The organism is Mycolicibacterium chubuense (genome assembly GCF_001044255.1).
Classification (GTDB): Bacteria; Actinomycetota; Actinomycetes; order Mycobacteriales; family Mycobacteriaceae; genus Mycobacterium; species Mycobacterium chubuense.
The window spans coordinates 1-20,973 of the sequence record NZ_JYNX01000027.1; the positions used below are offsets into that span (position 1 = coordinate 1).

The 20,973-nt window shown below is 68.2% G+C and carries 20 protein-coding genes and 1 pseudogene; 8 read left to right on the forward strand and 13 right to left on the reverse strand.

From position 1 onward, the window contains the following. Window positions 1-283: 283 nt before the first annotated feature. Window positions 284-562, forward strand: a complete 279-nt coding sequence (locus MCHUDSM44219_RS30790; protein WP_236695389.1) for a hypothetical protein — start codon at window positions 284-286, stop codon at window positions 560-562. Between the two features lie 254 nt (window positions 563-816). Then, a complete protein-coding gene (locus MCHUDSM44219_RS07425; protein WP_048417602.1) occupies window positions 817-1,479 on the forward strand; it encodes a GNAT family N-acetyltransferase in 663 nt (220 codons plus the stop codon). 52 nt (window positions 1,480-1,531) lie between these two features. Here MCHUDSM44219_RS07425 and MCHUDSM44219_RS07430 read toward each other — a convergent pair whose 3' ends face one another. The 3 genes from MCHUDSM44219_RS07430 to MCHUDSM44219_RS07440 are packed head-to-tail and all read right to left on the reverse strand — an operon-like array spanning window position 1,532 to window position 3,855. Further along, on the reverse strand, window positions 1,532-2,797 hold the full coding sequence (locus tag MCHUDSM44219_RS07430) for an MFS transporter (protein ID WP_048417603.1): 1,266 nt from the start codon (window positions 2,795-2,797) through the stop codon (window positions 1,532-1,534). Then, on the reverse strand, window positions 2,794-3,294 hold the full coding sequence (locus MCHUDSM44219_RS07435) for a phosphatase PAP2 family protein (RefSeq protein WP_082162093.1): 501 nt from the start codon (window positions 3,292-3,294) through the stop codon (window positions 2,794-2,796). The genes MCHUDSM44219_RS07430 and MCHUDSM44219_RS07435 overlap by 4 nt, the downstream gene beginning before the upstream one ends. 9 nt (window positions 3,295-3,303) lie before the next feature. Then, window positions 3,304-3,855 (reverse strand): Chromate resistance protein ChrB, encoded by a 552-nt coding sequence (locus tag MCHUDSM44219_RS07440; RefSeq protein ID WP_048417604.1) that lies wholly within the window; start codon window positions 3,853-3,855, stop codon window positions 3,304-3,306. 121 nt (window positions 3,856-3,976) lie between these two features. Between MCHUDSM44219_RS07440 and MCHUDSM44219_RS07445 the strand changes: the two genes are divergently transcribed. Beyond that, window positions 3,977-6,043, forward strand: a complete 2,067-nt coding sequence (locus MCHUDSM44219_RS07445; RefSeq protein ID WP_048417605.1) for a heavy metal translocating P-type ATPase — start codon at window positions 3,977-3,979, stop codon at window positions 6,041-6,043. A gap of 2 nt (window positions 6,044-6,045) precedes the next feature. Here MCHUDSM44219_RS07445 and MCHUDSM44219_RS07450 read toward each other — a convergent pair whose 3' ends face one another. Further along, entirely contained in the window at window positions 6,046-6,738 is a 693-nt protein-coding gene (locus MCHUDSM44219_RS07450) for a hypothetical protein (protein ID WP_236695390.1), read from the reverse strand. A gap of 196 nt (window positions 6,739-6,934) precedes the next feature. Between MCHUDSM44219_RS07450 and MCHUDSM44219_RS07455 the strand changes: the two genes are divergently transcribed. Together MCHUDSM44219_RS07455 and MCHUDSM44219_RS07460 are read left to right on the forward strand one after the other, a co-directional pair. Then, on the forward strand, window positions 6,935-7,207 hold the full coding sequence (locus tag MCHUDSM44219_RS07455; protein WP_048417607.1) for an SHOCT domain-containing protein: 273 nt from the start codon (window positions 6,935-6,937) through the stop codon (window positions 7,205-7,207). Then, the gene (locus MCHUDSM44219_RS07460) at window positions 7,204-7,845 is read left to right on the forward strand and encodes a cupredoxin domain-containing protein (protein WP_048417608.1); all 642 of its coding nucleotides are present in this window, start codon (window positions 7,204-7,206) and stop codon (window positions 7,843-7,845) included. The genes MCHUDSM44219_RS07455 and MCHUDSM44219_RS07460 overlap by 4 nt, the downstream gene beginning before the upstream one ends. Window positions 7,846-8,006: 161 nt before the next feature. Here MCHUDSM44219_RS07460 and MCHUDSM44219_RS07465 read toward each other — a convergent pair. From MCHUDSM44219_RS07465 to MCHUDSM44219_RS30445, 5 genes and pseudogenes are all read right to left on the reverse strand, one after another. Further along, window positions 8,007-9,259 (reverse strand): annotated as a pseudogene (locus MCHUDSM44219_RS07465) (MgtC/SapB family protein); the annotation flags it as partial. Between the two features lie 12 nt (window positions 9,260-9,271). Beyond that, entirely contained in the window at window positions 9,272-10,381 is a 1,110-nt protein-coding gene (locus MCHUDSM44219_RS07470) for an LLM class flavin-dependent oxidoreductase (RefSeq protein ID WP_048417610.1), read from the reverse strand. Between the two features lie 23 nt (window positions 10,382-10,404). Next, window positions 10,405-11,268, reverse strand: coding sequence for an HAD-IC family P-type ATPase (locus MCHUDSM44219_RS30435; protein ID WP_201778131.1), 864 nt, complete (start codon window positions 11,266-11,268; stop codon window positions 10,405-10,407). After that, window positions 11,222-11,656, reverse strand: a complete 435-nt coding sequence (locus MCHUDSM44219_RS30440; RefSeq protein WP_330218606.1) for an HAD family hydrolase — start codon at window positions 11,654-11,656, stop codon at window positions 11,222-11,224. Before MCHUDSM44219_RS30440 ends, MCHUDSM44219_RS30435 begins: the two co-directional genes overlap by 47 nt. Next, window positions 11,653-12,987 carry an HAD-IC family P-type ATPase gene (locus MCHUDSM44219_RS30445; protein WP_201778133.1) on the reverse strand — a complete coding sequence of 445 codons (1,335 nt, stop codon included), beginning with the start codon at window positions 12,985-12,987 and terminating at the stop codon, window positions 11,653-11,655. Before MCHUDSM44219_RS30445 ends, MCHUDSM44219_RS30440 begins: the two co-directional genes overlap by 4 nt. Before the next feature lie 198 nt (window positions 12,988-13,185). Between MCHUDSM44219_RS30445 and MCHUDSM44219_RS07480 the strand changes: the two genes are divergently transcribed. The 3 genes from MCHUDSM44219_RS07480 to MCHUDSM44219_RS07490 are packed head-to-tail and all read left to right on the forward strand — an operon-like array spanning window position 13,186 to window position 15,186. Continuing rightward, on the forward strand, window positions 13,186-13,788 hold the full coding sequence (locus MCHUDSM44219_RS07480) for a helix-turn-helix domain-containing protein (protein ID WP_201778134.1): 603 nt from the start codon (window positions 13,186-13,188) through the stop codon (window positions 13,786-13,788). Further along, window positions 13,781-14,527 carry a B3/B4 domain-containing protein gene (locus MCHUDSM44219_RS07485; protein WP_201778135.1) on the forward strand — a complete coding sequence of 249 codons (747 nt, stop codon included), beginning with the start codon at window positions 13,781-13,783 and terminating at the stop codon, window positions 14,525-14,527. Before MCHUDSM44219_RS07480 ends, MCHUDSM44219_RS07485 begins: the two co-directional genes overlap by 8 nt. Then, window positions 14,521-15,186: an FMN-binding negative transcriptional regulator gene (locus MCHUDSM44219_RS07490; RefSeq protein WP_048417612.1), complete on the forward strand. Its 666-nt coding sequence runs from the start codon at window positions 14,521-14,523 to the stop codon at window positions 15,184-15,186. Before MCHUDSM44219_RS07485 ends, MCHUDSM44219_RS07490 begins: the two co-directional genes overlap by 7 nt. A gap of 11 nt (window positions 15,187-15,197) precedes the next feature. Here the strand turns inward: MCHUDSM44219_RS07490 and MCHUDSM44219_RS07495 are convergent, their stop codons facing one another. Genes MCHUDSM44219_RS07495 through MCHUDSM44219_RS07510 form a run of 4 tightly spaced genes read right to left on the reverse strand, consistent with a single transcriptional unit; the run spans window position 15,198 to window position 20,972 of the window. After that, window positions 15,198-16,202 carry a LacI family DNA-binding transcriptional regulator gene (locus MCHUDSM44219_RS07495; protein WP_048417613.1) on the reverse strand — a complete coding sequence of 335 codons (1,005 nt, stop codon included), beginning with the start codon at window positions 16,200-16,202 and terminating at the stop codon, window positions 15,198-15,200. A 29-nt stretch (window positions 16,203-16,231) separates the two neighbouring features. After that, window positions 16,232-17,467: an alpha-hydroxy acid oxidase gene (locus MCHUDSM44219_RS07500; protein WP_048417614.1), complete on the reverse strand. Its 1,236-nt coding sequence runs from the start codon at window positions 17,465-17,467 to the stop codon at window positions 16,232-16,234. Next, on the reverse strand, window positions 17,464-18,936 hold the full coding sequence (locus MCHUDSM44219_RS07505; RefSeq protein ID WP_048417615.1) for a rhamnulokinase: 1,473 nt from the start codon (window positions 18,934-18,936) through the stop codon (window positions 17,464-17,466). Before MCHUDSM44219_RS07505 ends, MCHUDSM44219_RS07500 begins: the two co-directional genes overlap by 4 nt. Beyond that, the gene (locus MCHUDSM44219_RS07510; protein ID WP_048417616.1) at window positions 18,933-20,972 is read right to left on the reverse strand and encodes a bifunctional rhamnulose-1-phosphate aldolase/short-chain dehydrogenase; all 2,040 of its coding nucleotides are present in this window, start codon (window positions 20,970-20,972) and stop codon (window positions 18,933-18,935) included. Before MCHUDSM44219_RS07510 ends, MCHUDSM44219_RS07505 begins: the two co-directional genes overlap by 4 nt. Between the last annotated feature and the right edge of the window lies 1 nt (window position 20,973).

The window sequence follows — 20,973 nt, forward strand, 5'->3', positions numbered from 1 at the left end:
GCGCTTTCGACACCAGCTGAAACTGGCCGAATCACCTATGCCGATGTCTTGAGACACCCTATTCCGATGTCTTGAAACACCACACTGTCCCCGCTACTAAGTGGAACGGCCCCCGGAGGACACTCCGGGGGCCGTTTTCATGCTGTTCGCCAGCATGCCGCACGGGATCCGGTGGATCGTTGCATGGCCAGCCTCGCTCGGCACGCTGGTCGGACGGCAGGGGGCGGCGGGCGTCGTAAACTGCGGGCGATGATCGTCTCGAGACGCAGATCGTCGTGCGTTGGTGGACGCCCGCAACCTCACAACCGACTGCACGGCGACGACCGATCGAAGCGCTGATATGACCCTCTCTCCACCACCACGCACCGAGGTCTACCTGGTGCAGAATCGCTTCACCCCGTTCTCGACCCGAGCCGCGCTCGAACTCACCGAGGACAATCTGCGCTGCACACTCAAGGAGTACTCGAAATGGGTCGAGAAGGCCCTGGGGATTTCCGATCTTGAACCTCGACTTCGAGCAGGCGAAGCGGTTGTGGTGTTCGATTTCGGCGTGATCAGCTGAAGATCAAGTGGCTCAAGCGATTTCTGAGGGCGGGGTTCTCCGTCAGTGATGGCAGCTCGAGCCGGTGGCTGGTGTCCCTCGTATATCCGACTGGACTCCTGGCCTTGGTGGAAGTGGTCGATGGCTGGGACGTCCACAACGAATGGCGACGGGCTCTGCTGTCGGCATGACCCGCGGGTCCTTACCCGGAAGCCAAGAGATTCGGCTCTCGCTGAACGCCACGCAGTGCCCCCGACGCGCCTACGCTCAGAGCCATGACCGACCATGACAAAGTTGCGGCACGACGCGAGATCGCCGACGCGCTTCTGACCGCGCTCGACCGCCGTCACGAACTCCTGGACGCCATCGTCGAAGCCGAAGATCGTCCGGCCGCGGTAGCCGCGATATCGCAGCTTCTCGGGGCATCGCAACGCGCGGGCGAAGCGGTCATCGGCATGTCCTTCGAGCAGCTCACTCGAGAATCACGACGCAAGATCAAGGCCGAACTCGACGATCTGAACAGTCAGCTGACGTTCACCCTCAACGAGCGCCCGGCCTCGTCGGGCGACACGCTGCAGTTGAGGCTCTTCTCGTCGCATGTCGACCGCGACATCTTCGCCGCTCGTACCGCAGACGTCGGCGCCGCCGGCGACGGTTCCGGTGCGCCGGCCGGAGACCTCGACAACGAGATCGGCTCGGCACAGGGTCGGGTCAGCGCCGAGGAGGCGGCCTGGTTCGTGGTCCTCGAGGGCGACGACAAGGTCGGAATGATTTTCGGCGAACTGTCCGGCGGCGAAGTCAACGTTCGTGTCTGGATCCATCCGGAGAAACGGGGGCGTGGGTACGGCACCGCGGCGTTGCGTAAGTCACGCTCCGAGATGGCGTCGTACTTCCCCGCCGTGCCGATGGTGGTGCGCGCACCGGGTGCCGGCGCCTGACCGGGGTGTGCGCGCAGTCGTGAATCAGCCGCGCGGGCCCCGTTCTCCGTACTCACGAGCCGGCCGGGACCGCCGGGTGCAGGCGACGTAGGACGGTCGCCAAGCCGACGAGCGATACCGCGTTGGCCGCCACGATCACCGCGATGGCCAGGTGGGGGGAGACGTCGTAGGCGGCGCCGAGAAGCGCGCCCGCGATCAGTAGCGCCAGCCCTCGCAGCAGCGCCAGCCAGCCGAACGCGATCGCCCGGGTGTCGGCCGGGACCAGTTCGGTGACAACGGCTTTCACCGTTGAATCGAGCACCCCGTTGACGATTCCCCAGACTGCGACACCGATCCACACCAGTGCGGGGTTGTCGGTGAAGGCCACCGCGGAGCATGCGGCCGCCACGGGCACCGCCAGCAGGGTGAGGGGTCCGCGCCTATCGTAGATGCGGCCCATCACCAATCCGGCTGCGCCGTCGACCGCCATTGCGACCGCGAACAGGATGGGAACCTGTGCGTCCGTCAGAAGACCGGTGCGTTGGGCGTGATAGGCCAGCAGGGGAAATGCGGCGACGCCACAGGACAGCACGCCGATGGTGATCACGTAGTGCCAGAAGCGCGCGGGGAGACGTCGCGCGATCCCGCCGCGTCGCGCCGTGGCGGCCGCGGCAGGCGGAGACGAAGCCGGGGAATCCGACTCGTAGCTGCGCGGGTCCGGGACGCGGAATCGAAGCCAGGCGAGCAGGATCAGCATCAGCACACCGGGGATGATGAGCACGCCGAACGCGAGCCGGTAGTCGCCGGCGTGCGCGCTGAGAACCGCTGCCAGCAGCAGGGGGCCGGCGATGGCGCCGGTCTGGTCGAGTGCCTGGTGGACGCCGAAAGCGCTGCCGCGCCCGGTGTTCGTGGACGCGTGCGAGAGCAGCGTGTCTTTGGCGGGTGAGCGCACCGCCTTGCCGAGTCGCTCGGTGCCGTAGAGCAGCAGGGCAGGTACCAGGGCGCCGCTGACACCGATCAACGGCACGCTCAGCACGGTCAGGGCGTAACCGGTGATGGTCCACGCCCAGTAGTGCTGGGTGCGGGCAATGGCATAGCCGGAGACGACGCGCAGCGCGTACCCGATGAATTCGCCTGCGCCGGCGACCAATCCGACAAGTGCGGCGGACGCTCCGAGCGTCGCGAGGTAGGGCCCGATGATGCTGCGCGCGCCTTCGTACACCATGTCGGCGAGCAGACTCACCATGCCGAAGAGCAGAACGAAATGCCACGGTGTGAGTCCTCGGGCGGACGTCGGCCCCGCCGCAGCCGCCGCCGGGCCTTCCGGTGCGGAGTTCATCGAGGTTCCTTCACGTCCGAGACTCCCCGACAGTCGACGGTGCGCCCGGCCTGAGGGTAGTGCGCGCCGACGTAGACGCGCGCCGCTGCCATTGCCACTGCGGCGATGGCGCTGAGCACGCCCAACTGCCGGTTGACCAGCCAGAGCCCGGCGGTGATCGCACCCGCCATGACAGCGTGATCGCTGGGGAATCCCGCATCGCTGCTGCAGTGCAGCACCACGATGTCGTTAAGTGCTTGGCACGGTCGTGTTTCGTCGACGGCAGACGCGATGGGCTGGTTGATGGCGAGCGCGCAGAGCATGCCCAGCGGTGCCCAGGCCGCGGCGACCATGCGACCGCGGTCGTCGTCCTGACGCGCTGTCCACCATCCCCACAGCAGGAGACCCGCGAAGAGGACGACGCCGTAGCCGGCAAATCCGGAAACCACGGGATGCAACCACGGTGTGTCCCGTGCGAAGTCGTTGACGGCGTAGAAGATTCGAGTGTCGAAGTTCATTGCACCACTTCACATCTGGTGCAGGGCCGCGAAGACCCGTTCGGTGTAATCTGCGAGGCGATCGGCGCACGCCTTGAGCCGTTGCTCGGCCTCGGCGGAGGACGCGGCGACGAACACGTCGCGAACCATGATGTCGCGGTGCCATCGCCGCAACCGATCCAGGCTCTGCTCTTCTTCCTCGAGTTCGGCGACGGTGAACTTGGCCGAGGCGATCTCCTTGTCGATCTCGGCGTCGAACTTCGCGCAGTCAGCGAGGAACTCCTTCCACTCCTCGCTGCGTTCGGCGGTGAACAGGGCCTCCAGGCGCGCGCCGTCCGACTCGTGACGTCCCGCGGCGTCGAGGACCATCACCTCGCCCTCCCCACGCTCAGCCAACTGGATGACCCGCGCCACCCCGTCGGCGAACACCGGAACATTCGGCACTGTCCACACTCCCTGGCCGACCTGGAGTGCGCCGACCCGGCGCAGTTCCCGCCACACGGCGACCCGGTGCCGAGACGGCTCGGCCGGCACTTTCACGATGAGCACCAACCAGCGCGTCGTCGATTCGTCGGTCGCCATCGCTTGAATGTAACACCGGTTACATACTCATGCGTAGCGAGCGAAAGTCGAAAGGTGCGAAGTCGTGCTTGACCGATACCCCCTGGGGGTATATGGTCAGCTCCGACAAGGAGAGCGCGTCATGACACACCCACACGATCACCAGGGCCCCGCCGTAGCGACACCTCCCGCCGATGAACACGCCGGCCACGACGCACACGCCGGCCACGGCGATCATGTCGCTCAATTCCGAAAACTGTTCTGGATCAACGTGGTCATCGCTATCCCTGTGGTCGCCTTCTCAACCATGTTCGCGATGCTGCTGGGTTATCAGGTCCCCGAATTCCCCGGTGCCCGCTGGGTGGCGCCGCTGTTGGGCACCGTCATGTACGTCGTCGGCGGGCGCCCCTTCCTCACCGGGGCGGTCAGCGAGATACGTTCTCGCAAGCCGGGAATGATGCTCCTGATCGGGCTGGCGATCACCGTCGCGTTCCTCGCGTCCTGGGGTGCCAGCCTCGGGCTGCTCCATCACGAGCTGGAGTTCTGGTGGGAGCTCGCGCTGCTGATCGTCATCATGTTGCTCGGCCACTGGGTCGAGATGCGCTCGCTGGCGCAGACAACCTCTGCGCTGGACTCGCTGGCCGCGCTGCTTCCCGATGAAGCCGAGAAGATCGACGGCGACCACACGGTCACTGTGTCGCCCGCCGACCTGCGCGTCGGCGACGTCGTGATCGTCCGCCCCGGGGGCAGCGTCCCCGCCGACGGCAGGATCGTCGACGGCCGCGCCGCCATGGACGAATCGATGGTGACCGGCGAATCCCGGCCCGTCGCCCGCGCCGTCGGGGACGCCGTCACGGCGGGAACCGTGGCCACCGATTCGGGGTTGCGGGTCGAGGTGACGGCCATCGGTGACGACACCACCCTGGCCGGCATCCAACGCTTGGTCGCCGAAGCGCAGAACTCCTCGTCACGCGCCCAACGCCTCGCGGACCGGGCTGCCGGCTGGCTGTTCTGGTTCGCGCTGATCACCGCGGCCGTCACCGCGGTGGTGTGGACGACGGTCGGGGATCCGGACAACGCCGTCGTGCGCGCGATCACCGTGCTCGTCATCGCCTGCCCCCACGCGCTCGGTCTGGCGATCCCGCTGGTGGTCTCCATCGCCACCGAACGCGCGGCCCGCGGCGGCGTTCTGATCAAAGACCGGCTCGCCCTCGAGAGCATGCGCACCGTGAATGCGGTGCTGTTCGACAAGACCGGCACGCTCACCAAGGGTGAGCCGACCGTCACCGCGATCGACACCGTCGGCGACCTGACCGAGGACGCCGTCCTCGCACTGGCCGCCGCAGCAGAAGCCGACAGCGAGCACCCGCTGGCGCGGGCCATCGTGCACGCCGCACGGGAACGCGGAATCCCCGTGGCGCGCGCGAGCGGGTTCACATCGTCTCCAGCGGTCGGTGTCCGCGCCGTCGTCGACGGCCGTGAGATCCGGGTGGGCGGTCCGCGCCTGCTCGAGGAGGTCGGTGCGCGGGAAGTCGACGCCGCCAGCGGGTGGCGCGACGAGGGCGCGATCATCCTCCACGTCGTCCGCGACGGCGCCGTGGTGGGCGGTCTGCGCCTGGCCGACGAGATCCGCCACGAATCCCGCGAAGCCGTCGATGGCTTGCACGAACTCGGCATCGAGGTGGTCATGATCACCGGTGACGCCGAAGCCGTCGCCGGCGCGGTGGCCCGCGAACTCGGCATCGACCGTGTCTTCGCCGGGGTGCGCCCGGACGACAAGGCGGCGAAAGTGGCTGCGCTTCAACAGGAAGGCAAGAAGGTCGCGATGGTCGGTGACGGCGTCAACGACGCGCCGGCACTGGCTCAGGCTGACGTCGGCATCGCGATCGGCGCCGGAACCGACGTCGCGATCGCCTCGGCCGGAGTCATCCTGGCCAGTTCCGATCCGCGCTCGGTGCTGTCGGTGATCGAACTGTCGCGCGCCACCTATCGCAAGATGAAGCAGAACCTCTGGTGGGGAGCGGGATACAACCTGATCTCGGTGCCGCTGGCCGCCGGTGTGCTGGCCCCGATCGGCTTCGTCCTGCCGATGTCGGTCGGTGCGATTCTGATGTCACTCTCGACGGTGGTCGTCGCGCTCAACGCGCAGCTGCTGCGTCGGCTGGATCTGACTCCGGAGGCCAGCACGCGGGCCATCCTGCGTCGCTGACGTCAGCCGTGGTCGTGATCATCGTGGCCGTCGTGCGACGGCTGCGGCGGAGCGGCGGGGACAGCGACAGGTTCGGGTGAATCAACGACGCCCGCGGATTCCGCACTCGGCGGCTCGGGAGGGTGAGCGTGGTGCGCGTCTGCGTGCCCGCCACTCGGCCCGTGATGACCCGGCTCTGCCATCGAGGGCGCATGGTGGCCGTGCCGCAACCCCGAAACGACGCCGACCGTGGAAGCAAGCGTGACGACCGCGAAAGCGCCGAGAAGGATCAGCGCGTTCGCGTACCCGGGGATCAGATCTCCTCGGCGACGGCGATACCAGGCCCAGCCGGCGCCCATCACGACGTAGATCTCCAACACCACCGCGCACAGGTCCGCAGCCTGGACCGCTTCGGCCGTTCCGGCATGCGGACCGAACGGCATACCCGCTGTCCTGGTCAGCGCCCACAGCGCGACCGCTCCGATGTTCAGCACGGTCCCGGCGACCAGAACCGTTGTCGTCGCGCGGGTGGTCACCGCGTGTGCCCAGAACAGTTGGAAGAGTGCGACCGTGACGAAGAACAACCCAGCCGGAATCCATTCCTGCCAGTGAGTCGGGACGACGGCACAGTGAATGACCGCTGCACCCAGTGAAGCAAGCGCGGCGAGCCGGACGGCGAGCCCGCTGTCGGTCTTCGTCGCTGCCGTGGTTCTCACGGGTCCGATGGTGTCAGTTGTCTCCCGAACAACGGACTGTCCGACACCAGATCTCGTCCTGACCGAGATCGCTTCGTCATGCGCCGGCGCGAGCTGTTGAAGGGACCATCGCCTCTACCCGGGTGTGTCCGTCGGGCGCACGCTGGCAGACAGGCCAGGACGTTGCCGGACTCAGCGCCCGGAAAGGACCATCGCGATGATGTACGGAGACGGATGGATGTGGGGAAACAGCATGGGTTGGGGCGGCTGGGTCCTGATGTCGATCATGATGGCGCTTGTTTGGGCGCTGGTGATTGCCGGCACCGTGCTCGCGATCCGATTCCTCACCGGGCCTCGCCAGAGCGCCGGACATTCCCACGGCACCCGTGAGGGGTCCGCCGAGGATGTCCTCGCAGAGCGGTTCGCCCGGGGCGAGATCGATGAGGACGAGTACCGTCGCCGCGCGACATTGCTGCGCGAGCGGCGATGAGTGCATCACCCGGCCGGCGCCTCTGGCCCGTGCTGGCGGTCGCTGCGGCATCACTCGTGCTCGGAGTCGCGACGACGGCGGGCTTGTATGCCGCGCAGACATCGTCGGGGCCCGTGGCGGGCCACTACCCGGCGACCGTGACATCGTGTGACGCGCCATCCCTACCCGGCGCCGTCGTGGACGTCACCCTGACCGACATGGGCCCCATGATGGGCCCGGGAATGATGCACCCTGACGCCACCGATCAATCTCGTTGGCCGCGCAGGGGAATGATGGGCATGATGCGCGTTCTGGTCGCGCAGAGAAGCGTGCCCGCCGGTGAGGTGTCGTTCCGGGTACTCAATGCCGGGTGGATGCCCCACGAGTTGGTGGTGCTGCCACTGCCGCAGGGCCAGGGTCCCGGACACCGGACCATCGGGAGCGACGGCACAGTCGACGAGGCGGGGAACGTCGGTGAAGCGTCTCGGACGTGCGGGGCCGGCGCCGGGGATGAGGCGTCCACCGAGGCCGGCATCGCGCCGGGTGAAAGCGGATGGACCGCGATCACCCTGCCGCCAGGCCGCTACGAACTGCTCTGCAATTTCGCCGGCCACTACGGAGCCGGCATGTTCAGCATGCTCGACGTCACCCGCCGGTAGCCGGATCCGATCCGGCTCGCTCGCGTCACCTAGTGCATCGAGATCGTCGCGGCCAGCACGCCGGCGAAGCCGAGGTCGGTGGCGAACTGCTGATGCTCGATGAACTCGTCGGGGTGCGCGGTGACGCCGCCCCGCCGGCGGTCGTCGCGGCCGTCGCTCANACCGCGCTCATCGCGATCGGGGCTGCGCTCGGTTCGAACCTGCTCGTCAAGGCGATCCCGGCGATGAACCGAAGTCCGAAAGTGCGCCCGCCGGCCACGAACGCCAGGATCGCCTTGACGAGCAGGTTCGAACCGAGCGCAGCCCCGATCGCGATGAGCGCGGTGTCGGCGGTGACGTCGCCGCGGGCGGCGAGGCTCGCCGCGGCGACCGCTCCGGCGTGGGCATCGGCGAGGCCCGCGGCGAACGCGGCGAGGATCGTGCCCTGGGGCCCGAGAACATCACCTCCCCAACGGCCCAGTAGCAGTGCGAACGTCAGCACCGCGGCCAGGATGAGAGCAGGCCGCAGAGCGAACGGGCGGCCGGCGGGCACGCTGATCTCACCACCGCCGTCCGCGGTCCCGTCCTCCTGAGCACGACCGGCCCCCCAGTAGAAGAACGCGGCGACACCGATCAGCACTACCGCTGCGGCCACCACTGGCAGCCACAGTCGGCGCAGGACGTCGATGTCGATGAGGCCGATCACGATGATCAGCTGAACGAAAGTGGCCAGGCTGGCCAAGAGCGCACTGGCCAACGGGGCCCGCATGCTGCCGGTGGTCCGGCCGAGCCGGCCCATCGACGCGGTGGTCGCGGTGGCTGAGATGAACCCGCCGGCGAGGCCGGTGATCAGCAGGCCGCGCTCGGGACCGAGCGCGCGGACACCGATGTAGCCGAGCCAGCCGATACCAGTGAGCAGGACGACGAGAAGCCATAGCTTCGCCGGGTTCAGCACACCGTAGGGTCCGAGTGCCCGATCCGGAAGCAACGGCAGGATCACGAATGCCACCGCCAGGAACTTGATCGCGTCCTCTAATTCGACCTCACTGACGATGTCACGTGCGAACCGATGTATTCGCGTCTTCGACACGAGCAGACCCGCCACGATCACCGCGAGCGCCACAGACAGAGCGGGGCGGCTGTAGGCGAGTGCGCCGAGCACGTAGGCCGTCAGGGCCGCGAGCGCCGTGGTCGTTCCCGGGTCGTCGCCGCTGGCGCGGAGATATGCGACGGTCATCAACGCGCTGACGCCGGCCAGCCCGAACGTCACGGCCCAGGGATCGATGCCGGCCGCCACCGCACCGACCAACGCGAGCAGGGCGAACGAACGCGACCCGGCGGGAAGCTTGCGACTGTGGCTGCGTTCGCGTTCCAGGCCGAGGAGCAACCCGACAGCCAGCGCCACCAGGAACGGCTGAATCTCCTGCCAGGCCATCAACGCTCCCTGTCAACGAAGGGCACGTGCGATCCGACCGGTGGCCCAGAGCGCGTACAGGGCCGCGCGCGGGGAGACGAGCCCCGAGACCGGCGCGAGGACCACATGGCGGAGGCCGGCCTCGCCGAAAGCTCGGAGTCTGGCGACGATCTGTTCCCGGCTGCCCCACAGCAGGGGGCCCTCGGTGACCACCGCCGCAGGCACAGCGGCGATGGCCTCGTCCATGGTCGCGCGGTCGTAGTCACCCGGGATGAAATCGACCAGGGGATTGAAGTCGGCGCCGAACGGATGCACAGCGCCGGCGTGCTCCCACACCGCAGCCGGCGCCATGAGTGCCAGCGCCCGAACGGCTTTCGTCTCGAGCATGGCCCGCGCTTCGCGCTCGGTGGCGGCGACCACCATGAACCGGTGCAGCGCCGGGGTGATCGAAGCCGGGTCGCGCCCGGCATCGACGGCAGCAGCCCACACCGCCGCCAGCTTGTCGGCGTACTCCGTCGGCGACACCACTGTGGTCGGATACCATCCGTCTCCGTAGCGTCCGGTCAACGTGAGCATCCGGGGTCCGTGGCCGGCGACCCATATCTCGGGGGTTCGGCCGGGCGCGGCTGCGAGATCCATCGGAGCGTTGGCGAGTCGAAAATGGTGACCATTGAACGTGATCGGTCCCCGGGTCGACAGGCACAGCCGGATGATCTGAAGCGCCTCATCCAGTCGGGCGACCGGCTGGGCGGGGTCGAGTCCGTAGGGGTCGAGGTTCATTCGTTCGCCCGCGCCGATCCCGAGTATCGGTGCCCGCCTCGTCAGATGCGACAGGGTCATCATGGCTTGGGCGATCAGAACGGGGTGGCGCCTGATCGCCTCGGTCACTCCTACCCCGAGACGCAGGTGTCCGACCCGGGAGGCGAGGTAGCCGGACAGCACCTGAAAGTCGAAGAACTCGTGCGGAGTGGGCCGTCGCGCCGCCAACCAGGTCAACTCGGGGGTCCACACGCTGCTGGGAAAGACGTTCTGGAAGTGATCGATGACCATCACCGAATCCAGATTCATCGCCCGCGCCGCGCCGAGGAAGGCCCGCAGTGCACTCAGCGGAGGTTGCGTCCCGATCTGGAGCCCCACCGCCATTCCGGAGCTTGACCTCATCCGCGTCACCGGGTTCCCTCCGCGGCGACGGACGGCGCGGAGTGTGGGGCCGCCATGATCTTGTAGATCTCGAACCAGGCGACCCCGACGCTGCCGGCACCGACCGCGATGCACCATTCGCTCGCCGTGAGCGCGCCGAAGTTGAACAGGGACCGCAGCGCCGGGATCGTCAGCGTCGCCACCAGCAGCAGCGTGGCTCCGCCGAGGATCCACTTCAGCGTCGGGTTGCGGCGTTGGCGAAGCGTCTGCCACACCGGCAACCGCCATGATCGATTCACCAGGATCAGTGCAAGATTTCCCACGACGAGCGTGGCGAAGGTCGCCGAGCGCGTCACGGAGTCGGGTCTGTCGGTGAGCACGGCCCACACGTACACGGCCGCGGTGCTGAGAAGTAGGGAAAGTCCCTGCAGCGCAGCAATTCCCAGAACTCTGACACCGAACATCGGGACCCTCGGGTCACGGGGCGGCTCGTCCATGATCTTCGGATCGATCTGTTCGGCCTCGAAGACCACCGAACAGGCGGGGTCGATGATCAGTTCGAGAAAGGCGATCTGGACCGGCAGCAGGACCAGCGGCCAATCCGTGACGAACAACGGGATCAGCGACATACCGACGATGGGAAGGTGCACGGCGATCACGTACGCCATCGCTTTGCGAAGGTTGTCGAAGATCCCGCGCCCTTGGCGCACTCCGCTCACGATCGAGCTGAAGTCGTCATCGGTGATCACCAACGCCGCAGATTCGCGCGCCACATCGGTGCCGTGCGCCCCCATCGCGATGCCGATGTCGGCCGCCCGCAGCGCAGGAGCGTCGTTGACCCCGTCACCGGTCATCCCGACCACCTCGCTGTTGGACTGCAGCGCCCGCACCAGCCGAAGTTTTCTGCTCGGGCACCATCCGCGCGAACACATTGACCGAACGAACGCGCTCGGCCAATTCCTGCTCGGAGAGCTTTTCCAGGTCACGTCCGGTGATACAGCCGGCGGTGTGGTCGAGACCGATGTCGCGCGCGATCGCCAGCGCCGTGCCCGGATAGTCCCCGGTGATCATGATCGTCCGGATCCTCGCCCGACGGCACTGCGCAACGGCGTCGGCGACACCCGGTCTGATCGGGTCCTGCAATCCGACAAGGCCCAGCAGCTCGAAGTCGAAGTCGTGGGGTCCGGCGGGTAGCGTTCTCGCGCTGTCGAACTGCGCGCACGCCACCGCCAGTACCCGGTATCCGTCGGCGGTTGCCGCCTCGACCTGGTCGGTCAACGCGGTGAGCCGTTGAGGATCGAGATGGCACAAGTCTGCGATGGCTTCGGGGGCGCCCTTGGCGGCGATGACGTAGTGGCCGCCGTCGGGGGAGCGCCACACGTGCGACAGGCCAACAACCTGTCCGACAGGGGGTATTCACGGACGAGTTGCCAGTTCTCGTGCAGATGTGATGTGCCCGAGAGATAGGTGTCGCCCAGCGCCCTGAACGCCTTGTCCATCGGGTCGAACGGATCGACCGGTGAAGCGAGCACCGACATTTCCGCAATGGTGTGGAACTTCTCGGGCAACGGTGCCGAGTCACACGTATGGGTCTGACCGTCGACGATCAGGGTGCGTACCGTCATCCTGTTCACGGTCAGCGTTCCGGTCTTGTCCACGCACAGCACCGTGGCTGATCCCAGTGTCTCGATGACCGGAGGGCGTCGGGTGAGCACATTCATCTTCGACATGCGCCAGGCACCGACAGCCATGAAGACCGTCAGCACCACCGGAAACTCTTCGGGCAGCAGTGCCATCGCGGTCGCAATACCGGCGAGCGTCCCGGCGAGCCAATTGCCGCGAGTGAGCCCGTAGATGATGACGACGGCTACCGCCGCGGCGACCCCGAGTGCGGCGAGAATGCCGACCAGCCGGTCGACTTCGCGCTGCAGTGCGGTCCGCTCGGGTTCGATGGTCCTGAGCGCCGCGCCGATCCTTCCCAGTTCGGTGCCGGCACCGGTGCCCTTGGCGACCGCCACGCCGTGTCCCTTGACGACGAGCGTGCCCGAGAACACCCAGGGCGTCGCATCGCCGCCCGGTCGCCCCATCGCCGCACCCCGTTCGGAACGCTCGACCGCGACCTTCCGCACCGGCACGGACTCCCCGGTGAGCGCCGACTCGTCGACGGAGAAGCTCGCGCAGTCCACCAGGACGGCGTCGGCCGGTACCCGGTCGCCTTCGGCCAACATGAGCAGATCGCCACGTACCACGTCCTTGCCGGCGACGCGCTTCTGCATTCCGTCGCGCACGACCAGCGCCCGTGGTGACGACAGATCACGCAGCGCCGCGAGCGCCTTTCCCGTCTTGTGCTCCTGGTAGATCGAGATGGCGACGACCACGACGACGAATGCCATCAACAACGCGCCGTCCAGTGGCTCGGCCAGCAGGAAGTTGACCCCGCCGGCGGCGAGGAGCAGCAACAGCATCGGCTGGCGCACCACATCCCAGGCTTCGCGAAGGAGGTTCCGACGCATCGCGGTCGGCAGCTCATTCGGTCCGTCCACAGCCAGCTGACGAGCTGCCTGCTCCTCTGTCAGCCCGAGATCGGCGACCTCGACCTCTACCGACATCGGAGGTGACCCCGCGAACCGATCGTGATGACCATCGACTACCTCCCCAGTGACCGACCACCCCCAGTCGATCCCGGCACCGCCGACCCAGGTAGAGCCGAAAGTCATGGTCGCAGGGGACCGCCGGACCGGATTACGTCCGCCGAAAGCCAGACGCTCCAACCCGCAGTGCACTATCGGTGCGCTATTCTGCACTGCGTGGACGAGGTGGCGGCGAAACTCGCGACGGCGATCGGGGCGCGGGTCCGGCAGGAGCGGCAGCGGCGCGGGTGGACGCTGGATCAGCTCGCCGTCGCCGCATCGGTGAGCCGGCGCATGGTGGTCAGCGTGGAGCACGGCGCAGTGAATCCCAGTGTGGGAACACTGCTTCGGCTCAGTGACGCACTCGGCGTGGGCCTGCCGGCTCTCGTGGAACCGCCGGAGCCGAAGGCGGTGAAGGTGACCCGCCGCGGCGACGGAGCGGAACTGTGGACCGGAACCCACGGCGGACGCGGCGTGCTCGTCGCCGGAACGTCGCCACCGCACGTGGTTGAGATGTGGGACTGGACGCTCGGACCCGGCGACCGCCACACCAGCGAGGCGCACGTCGCCGGGACCCAGGAACTGCTCACCGTGGTGGACGGACCACTCAGCGTCGAGGTGGAGGGTCAGGCGACGATGCTGGACACCGGCGACGCGATCGCGTTTCCCGGCGATGTCGACCATGGCTACGTCAACACCGGAACGCAGATCGCGAGATTCGTCCTCACCGTCTTCGAACCCGGAGTCGGAAGCGCTGCCGGGGACGCGCATCGTGGCTGAAGATTCGATGCTCAGCGAGGCCGTCGAACTCGCGCACGTCGACGACGCGGTGTTCGATCTACGGCCCGACTACCGGGCGGTGCTGATCGCCGCCGGGGGCGTGGCGCCGGGTCCCAGCGATCCGATCAGCGAGGCGCTCCTCGAAGAGGCGGAACCCGTTGCGCGCGAACGGCTCGGTGACCAACCCGTGGAGGGGATTGCGCACATCGCGGCGTGGCGGGAGGCCTTCCGCGCGTTCGGCGCCAAACCGCAGCGCACACGCACCAGCGTGGAGGCGCTGACCCGACGCGTGGCCACCGGACTTCCCCGGGTGAACCGCCTGACCGACATCTACAACGCCGTGTCGGTCAAGCACCAGCTACCCGTTGGGGGAGAGGACCTTTCGCGGTACGTCGGACCGCCGCGGCTGATCCGGGCCACCGGCGCGGAGCCGTTCGACACCGTCGCCGGCGGCGTCGACGTCGTCGAGCATCCCGATGTCGGTGAGGTGGTGTGGTGCGATGACCGCGGCGTTACGTGTCGGCGCTGGAATTGGCGGCAGGCCCGCCGCACGCAGTTGAGCGAAGACACCACCACCGCGCTGTTCATCTTCGACGCCCTGAACCCGATGACGGACACCGAACTGAAGGCCGCCGTCGACGAACTCGACGAGCACCTGCATCGACTCGGTCCCGCCGTCACCACCGTGCGCCGTCTCCTCTCCCGACCCTCCGACCCGCAGAAAGGCCGACCATGCTGATACACCCATGGGACGCGTCGTTGGACGCCGTCGAATGGCAGGAGTGGCTCGCCACCACGGACGGCTTCGGCGTCCTCGCCGTCAACAACATCGACCCGTCGGAGGCGCCGGTGCTGATCCCGACGCACTTCACCCTCGCCGGTGACGAAGTGCTGGTCCACCTCGCGCGGCCCAACCCGGTGTGGCGGCACCTCGACGCCGCCGCCGAGGTCCGCCTCGCGGTGATCGGTGACTACGCCTACATCCCGACCTACTGGCGGGCCAAGGCGGGCGGCCCCGATGAGGACGGCGTTCCGACGAGCTACTACGCGAGTGTCCAGTTCGTCTGCCGGCCAACGATTGTCGACGACGCCGACGGCAAGGCCGAGATCTTGAACACCCAACTGGCCGACTTCCAGCCCGAGGGGCGACACGCTGAGGTGGCCGTCGATGAACCGCCGTACGGCCGCATGCTGAGCGGGATCCGTGGTGTCCGGCTGGCGATCGTGAGCGTCGACGCGAAGTTCAAGTACGACGACCGCAATCCCGTCGACCATCGCGAACGCGTCAGCGACCAGCTCGAGCGACGGGGCCGCGGGCTCGACGCCGCCGTCGCCGAGCAGCAGCGGCGACGGTTGGCCGCGATCGGTGAATGGGACGACTTCCGCCGGCGTCCGTGACACTCCGAGGGTCAGGCGACGGTGCTCTGCCGGACGACGAGTTCGGGCACGAAGACGGGATGGGCCGGCGCCCGATCCTCGGCGCCCGCCGCGGCCATCAGCAGGTCGACGGCCGTCGCACCGATGAGCGCGGTGGGCTGGTGGATCGAGGACAGCGGCACCACCGCCGACTGGGCGAAGTCGATGTCGTCGTATCCGATGAGGGCGACGTCCTCGGGCACGCGCAACGCCCCGAGCATCGTGAACGCCTGCAGCACGCCGATGGCCACCAGATCATTGGCGCAGAACACCCCGTCGGGGCGGTCGGCGGCGGGGCGCCGACGAAGCTCTTCCCCGACGGTGCGTCCGGCCAGCACGCTCAACGTCGTCGTCTCGATCACCTCGAGGCGTGCGCCGGGTACCTGGTCGACGGCCTGCGCAGCGCCGCGTCGACGATCCCGTACCTGTCGCAACGACGTCGGCCCTCCGACGAACGCGATACGCCGACGCCCGATGTCGAGCAGGTGCGCGGTGGCCAGGCAGCCTCCCGCCACGTCGTCGACGGCGACGGAGTCGAACTGCGTTCCGGTGCCGTCCCGGTCGACGAGGACGACCGGGGTGCCTCGACGGCGCAGCGCTTCGAGGCGGTCGAGATCTTCACCGACCGGGGATACCATCAATCCGAACACCCGCTGCTCGGTGAAGACGTCGATGTAGGCCCGCTCCTTCGTGCCGTCGCCGTCGGACGTGCCCAGCAGCACCGTCAACTGGTGCGCCGCCGCCTGCTGCTCGGCGGCGCGGGCGACGTCGGTGAAGAACGGGTTACCGATGTCGAGGACCACCAGCCCTGCGCACCGTGACCGACCCGCCTTGAGTTGGCGCGCAGCGTCGTTGCGCACGAAGCCGAGCCGGTCGATCGCCTCCTGCACCCGGGCCACCGTGGCGGGTGACACCTTCTCCGGTGCGTTGAGCACGTTGGACACGGTGCCGAGCGATACCGACGCCGCGTTGGCGACATCCCGCATGCTCACGGCCATGGGTACATCACACCAGATCGCCTCTGCCCTCAAGGGCGGGCACGCGGCACCCATCGCTGGAACTGGGTCACATGACCGGGTTCCAGTTCGTCCACGGAGGACACCCCGAGCAGGCGCATGGTGCGGGCGATCTGTTCGGCCAGGATCGCCACGGCCCGGTCGACACCGGCTTCCCCACCGGCCATGAGCCCGTAGAGGTATGCCCGGCCGACAAGGGTGAAGCGCGCCCCGAGTGCCAGGGAGGCGACGATGTCGGCACCGGACATGATGCCCGTGTCGAGGATGATCTCCGTCCGGTCGCCCACCGCCGCAGCCACCGTCGGCAGCAGATGGAAAGGAACCGGGGCCCTGTCCAATTGGCGGCCGCCATGGTTGGACAGCACGATGCCGTCGACACCGAGGTCGGCCACCGCGACGGCGTCGTCGAGAGTCTGGATGCCCTTGACCACCAGCTTTCCCGGCCACTGGGATTTGATCCACGCCAGGTCGTCGAAGGTGACGCTCGGGTCGAACATGGTGTCGAGGAGTTCGGCGACGGTTCCCGACCACCGGTCCAGGGAGGCGAAGGCCAGTGGTTCGGTGGTCAGGAAGTCGAACCACCAGTGGGGGCGGGGAATCGCGTCGAGCACCGTTCTGGCGGTGAGCGCGGGCGGAATCGACATGCCGTTGCGCTTGTCCCGCAGGCGTGCTCCGGCGACCGGCACGTCGACGGTCACTAGCATCGTGTCGAACCCCGCAGCGGCGGCGCGCTCCACGAGGGCCATCGACCTGTCGCGGTCCTTCCACATGTACAGCTGAAACCAGTTGCGGCCGTGCGGGTTCACTGCCTTGACGTCTTCGATGGACGCCGTGCCCATGGTGGACAGCGAGAAGGGGATGCCGGCGCGGGCGGCCGCGCGAGCGCCGGCGTACTCGCCTTCGGTCTGCATCATCCGGGTGAACCCCGTGGGTGCGATGCCGAACGGGAGCTCCGACCGGCCGCCGAGAATGGCGCAACTGGTGTCGACCTTCGACACGTCACGCAGGATCGCCGGGTGGAACTCGATGTCCTGGAACGCCTGTCTCGCGCGCGCGATCGACAGTTCGGCTTCGGCGGACCCGTCGGTGTAGTCGAACGCGGCTCGGGGGGTGCGCCGCTTGGCGATCGCGCGCAGGTCCTCGATGGTCAGGGCTTTGGCGAGCCGCCGTCGGCGTGCGTCGAACTCTGGCTTCTTGAACTGCATCAGCGGAGCGAGGTCCCTGACGCGGGGGACGCGACGTTTCACTGCGGTGCCTTTCCAGCGCCGATGGCCGATCGGGGCTTGTCTCGGGATGCGCGGGGGAGGTAGCGCTGGGCGGGGAAGCTCGCGCCCACGCGGTGCCGCAGGCTCTCCAGGTCTCCGGCGACCAGCCCGTGGGCCCTGGCGGTGATCAGGATGTTGCCCAACGCGGTGGCCTCCACGGGGCCGGCGAGCACCGGCGTGCCCAGCCGGTCGGCGGTGAGCTGGCACAGCACGCGGTTCTGCGAGCCGCCGCCGACGATGTGGGCTGTGCGCACCGGGACACCGGACAGCTCGGACGCGCGGTGCACACCCTCGGCGAACGCCGCGGCCAGGCTCTCGATGATGACCCGCACCAACTCCGGCTTCGTCATCGGGACGACCAGCCCCCGCTCGTCGTACCAGTCACGGATCCGGGCGGGCATGTCGCCGGGCGGCGCGAACCGGGGGTCGGCGGTGTCGAAGACGTCGAACCCACCGGGCACGTCGGCGGCCTGAGCGAGTAGTTCCGACAGGTCGGCGCGGTGGCCGTCGCGCTCGAACTGGCGCAGCGTCTCGCTGAGCAGCCACAGCCCCATGACGTTGTGCAGGTAGCGGATGCGGCCGTCGGCACCCACCTCATTGGTGAAGTTCGCCTGCCGGCTCGCCTCGCTGAGCACCGGGCCCGTCAGCTCGACTCCCACCAGAGCCCATGTCCCGCAGGAGATGTACGCCGCTGACGAAGCGTCCATGGGGATCGCCGCGACCGCCGACGCGGTGTCGTGGGACGCGGTCGTGGTCACCGAGGTCGCCGTGTCCAAACCGTAGGCGTCCGCGATCTCGGTCAGCACCGGGCCCAGCGGCGTGCCCGGATCGACGACGCCGGGAAACAGGTCCGAGGGCAACCCGAGCCGCTCGCACAGCTCGCTGTCCCACCGCCCGTCGGTGTCGAGCAGCCCGGTGGTCGACGCGTTGGTGCGCTCGGTGACCTGACGGCCGGTCAGCCAGTAGCCGATGAGGTCGGGAATGAGCAGCGCACGGTCGGCGAGATCCAGCGCGCCGCTGAGCCGCTCGGCGGCGAGCTGGTAGAGCGTCGTGAACGGTAGGAACTGTATACCGTTGCGCCGGTACAGCTCTGACGGATCGATCTGTGCGTGCACGGCGGTGACGCCATCAGCGCAGCGGTCGTCGCGGTAGTGATGGGGCAGGCCCACCAGCGCACCGTCGCGCAACAGCCCGTAGTCGACAGCCCAGGAGTCCACGGCGACGGCCACCAGGTGGTCCGAGTGCCGGGCGGCCTCGCCGAGACCGGCGCATGCCTGCCCGAACAGTCCGGGAATGTCCCAGTGCATGGCGGTGCGGTGACCGTTCCACAGGTGTACCGGGTCGTTGGGGAAGCGGACCACCTGCTCGAGTTCGATGCGCTGGTCGCCGATGTCGGCCAGCATCACCCGGCCGCTGGTGGCGCCCAGGTCGATCGCGGCGACCTGGCTCATCTGAGGAAAGCCGCGGCGACGCCCGCGTCGACGGGCACGTGCAGACCCGTGGTGTGCGAGAAATCCGAGGTGCACAGGGCGAAGGCGGCGTTGGCGATGTTCTCCGGGAGGACCTCGCGTTTCAACAGAGTCCGCTGCGCGTAGAACTCGCCCAGGTCCTCCTCGGCGACGCCGTAGACCGCGGCGCGCTTGGCGCCCCAGCCGCCGGCGAAGATGCCCGAGCCGCGGACCACACCGTCGGGGTTGATGCCGTTGACCTTGACGCCGTACTCGCCGAGCTCGGCGGCGAGCAACCGGACCTGATGGGCCTGATCGGCTTTCGTCGCGGAATAGGCGATGTTGTTGGGGCCGGCGAACACCGAGTTCTTCGACGAGATGTAGATGATGTCGCCGCCGAGCTTCTGGTCGATCAGCGCGCGGGCCGCGGCTTTGGACACCAGGAACGAGCCGCGCGCCATCACGTTGTGCTGGAGGTCCCAGTCGGCGGCGGTGGTGTCCAACAGCGACTTCGACAGCGACAGACCGGCGTTGTTGACGACGATGTCGACACCGCCGAACGCGAGCACCGTCGCATCGACGGCGGCCTGAACCGCGGCCTCGTCGGTGACATCGGCGGCGATGCCGATCGCGACGTCGCTGCCGCCGATCTCCTGTGCGGCGGCCTGGGCCTTCCCGGCGTCCAGGTCGGCGATCACCACGCAGGCGCCCTCGGCGGCCAGCCGGGTCGCGATCGCCTTCCCGATGCCCGATGCGGCACCGGTGACCAGCGCGATGCGGGTCGCGAGCGGCTTGGGCTTCGGCATCCGCTGCAGCTTGGCTTCCTCGAGCGCCCAGTACTCGATGCGGAACTTCTCGGACTCGTCGATCGGTGCGTAGGTCGACACCGCCTCGGCGCCGCGCATCACGTTGATCGCGTTGAGGTAGAACTCTCCGGCGACCCGCGCGGTCTGCTTGTCCTTGCCGTAACTGAACATGCCGACCCCGGGAATCAGGATGATCGCCGGGTCGGCGCCGCGCATCGCCGGGCTGTCCGCGCTCGCGTAGCGCTCGTAATAGGCCCGGTAGTCCTCCCGGTACGCCTCGTGCAGTTCGGTGAGACGGTCTTTGCACTCCTCGACGGACGTGTCGGCGGGCAGGTCGAGCACGAGCGGTTTGACCTTGGTCCGCAGGAAGTGATCGGGGCAGCTGGTGCCCAGCGCGGCCAGGCGCGGGTGCTCGGCGGCGGCGAGGAACTCCAACACCGCTGGGGTGTCGGTGAAGTGGCCGACCTGAGCCTTGTCCGTCGACGCCAGACCGCGCAGGAACGGTGCCAGCGCCGCGGCCTTCGCCCGGCGATCCGATTCGGGCAGTGCGCGGTAGCCGGGCAGTTCGGCGCCGAAGGGCTGGTCTCTACCGTTGGCGGCGATGAACTCCTCGGCGGTACGGATGATCTGCAGCGAATTCGCCTCGGCCTGTTCTGAGGTGTCGCCCCACGCGGTGATGCCGTGACCCCCGAGGATGCACCCGATGGCCTGCGGATTGCTGCGCTTGATCTCGGCGATGTCCAACCCGAGTTGGAAGCCCGGCCGGCGCCACGGCACCCACACCACGCGGTCACCGAAGATCTTCTGCGTGAGGGATTCTCCGTCGGCGGCGGTCGCGAGCGCGATGCCGGAGTCGGGATGCAGGTGATCGACGTGGGCGGCATCGACCAGGCCGTGCATCGCGGTGTCGATCGACGGAGCCGCCCCGCCCTTGCCGTGCAGGCAGTAGTCGAACGCGGCGACCATCTCGTCCTCGCGCTCCACGCCGGGATACACATCGACCAGCGCGCGCATCCGGTCCAGGCGCAGCACGGCCAGGCCCTGCTCGGTGAGCGTGCCCAAGTCACCGCCCGAACCCTTCACCCAGAGCAGGTCGACGTCCTGACCCGTCACCGGGTCGGTACCGGTGCCCTTGGCAGAGGTGTTGCCGCCGGCGAAGTTGGTGTTCCGCGGATCCGATCCGAGCCGGTTCGACCGCGCGATGAGTTCTGCGACGGTATCGGGTGTCGTCATG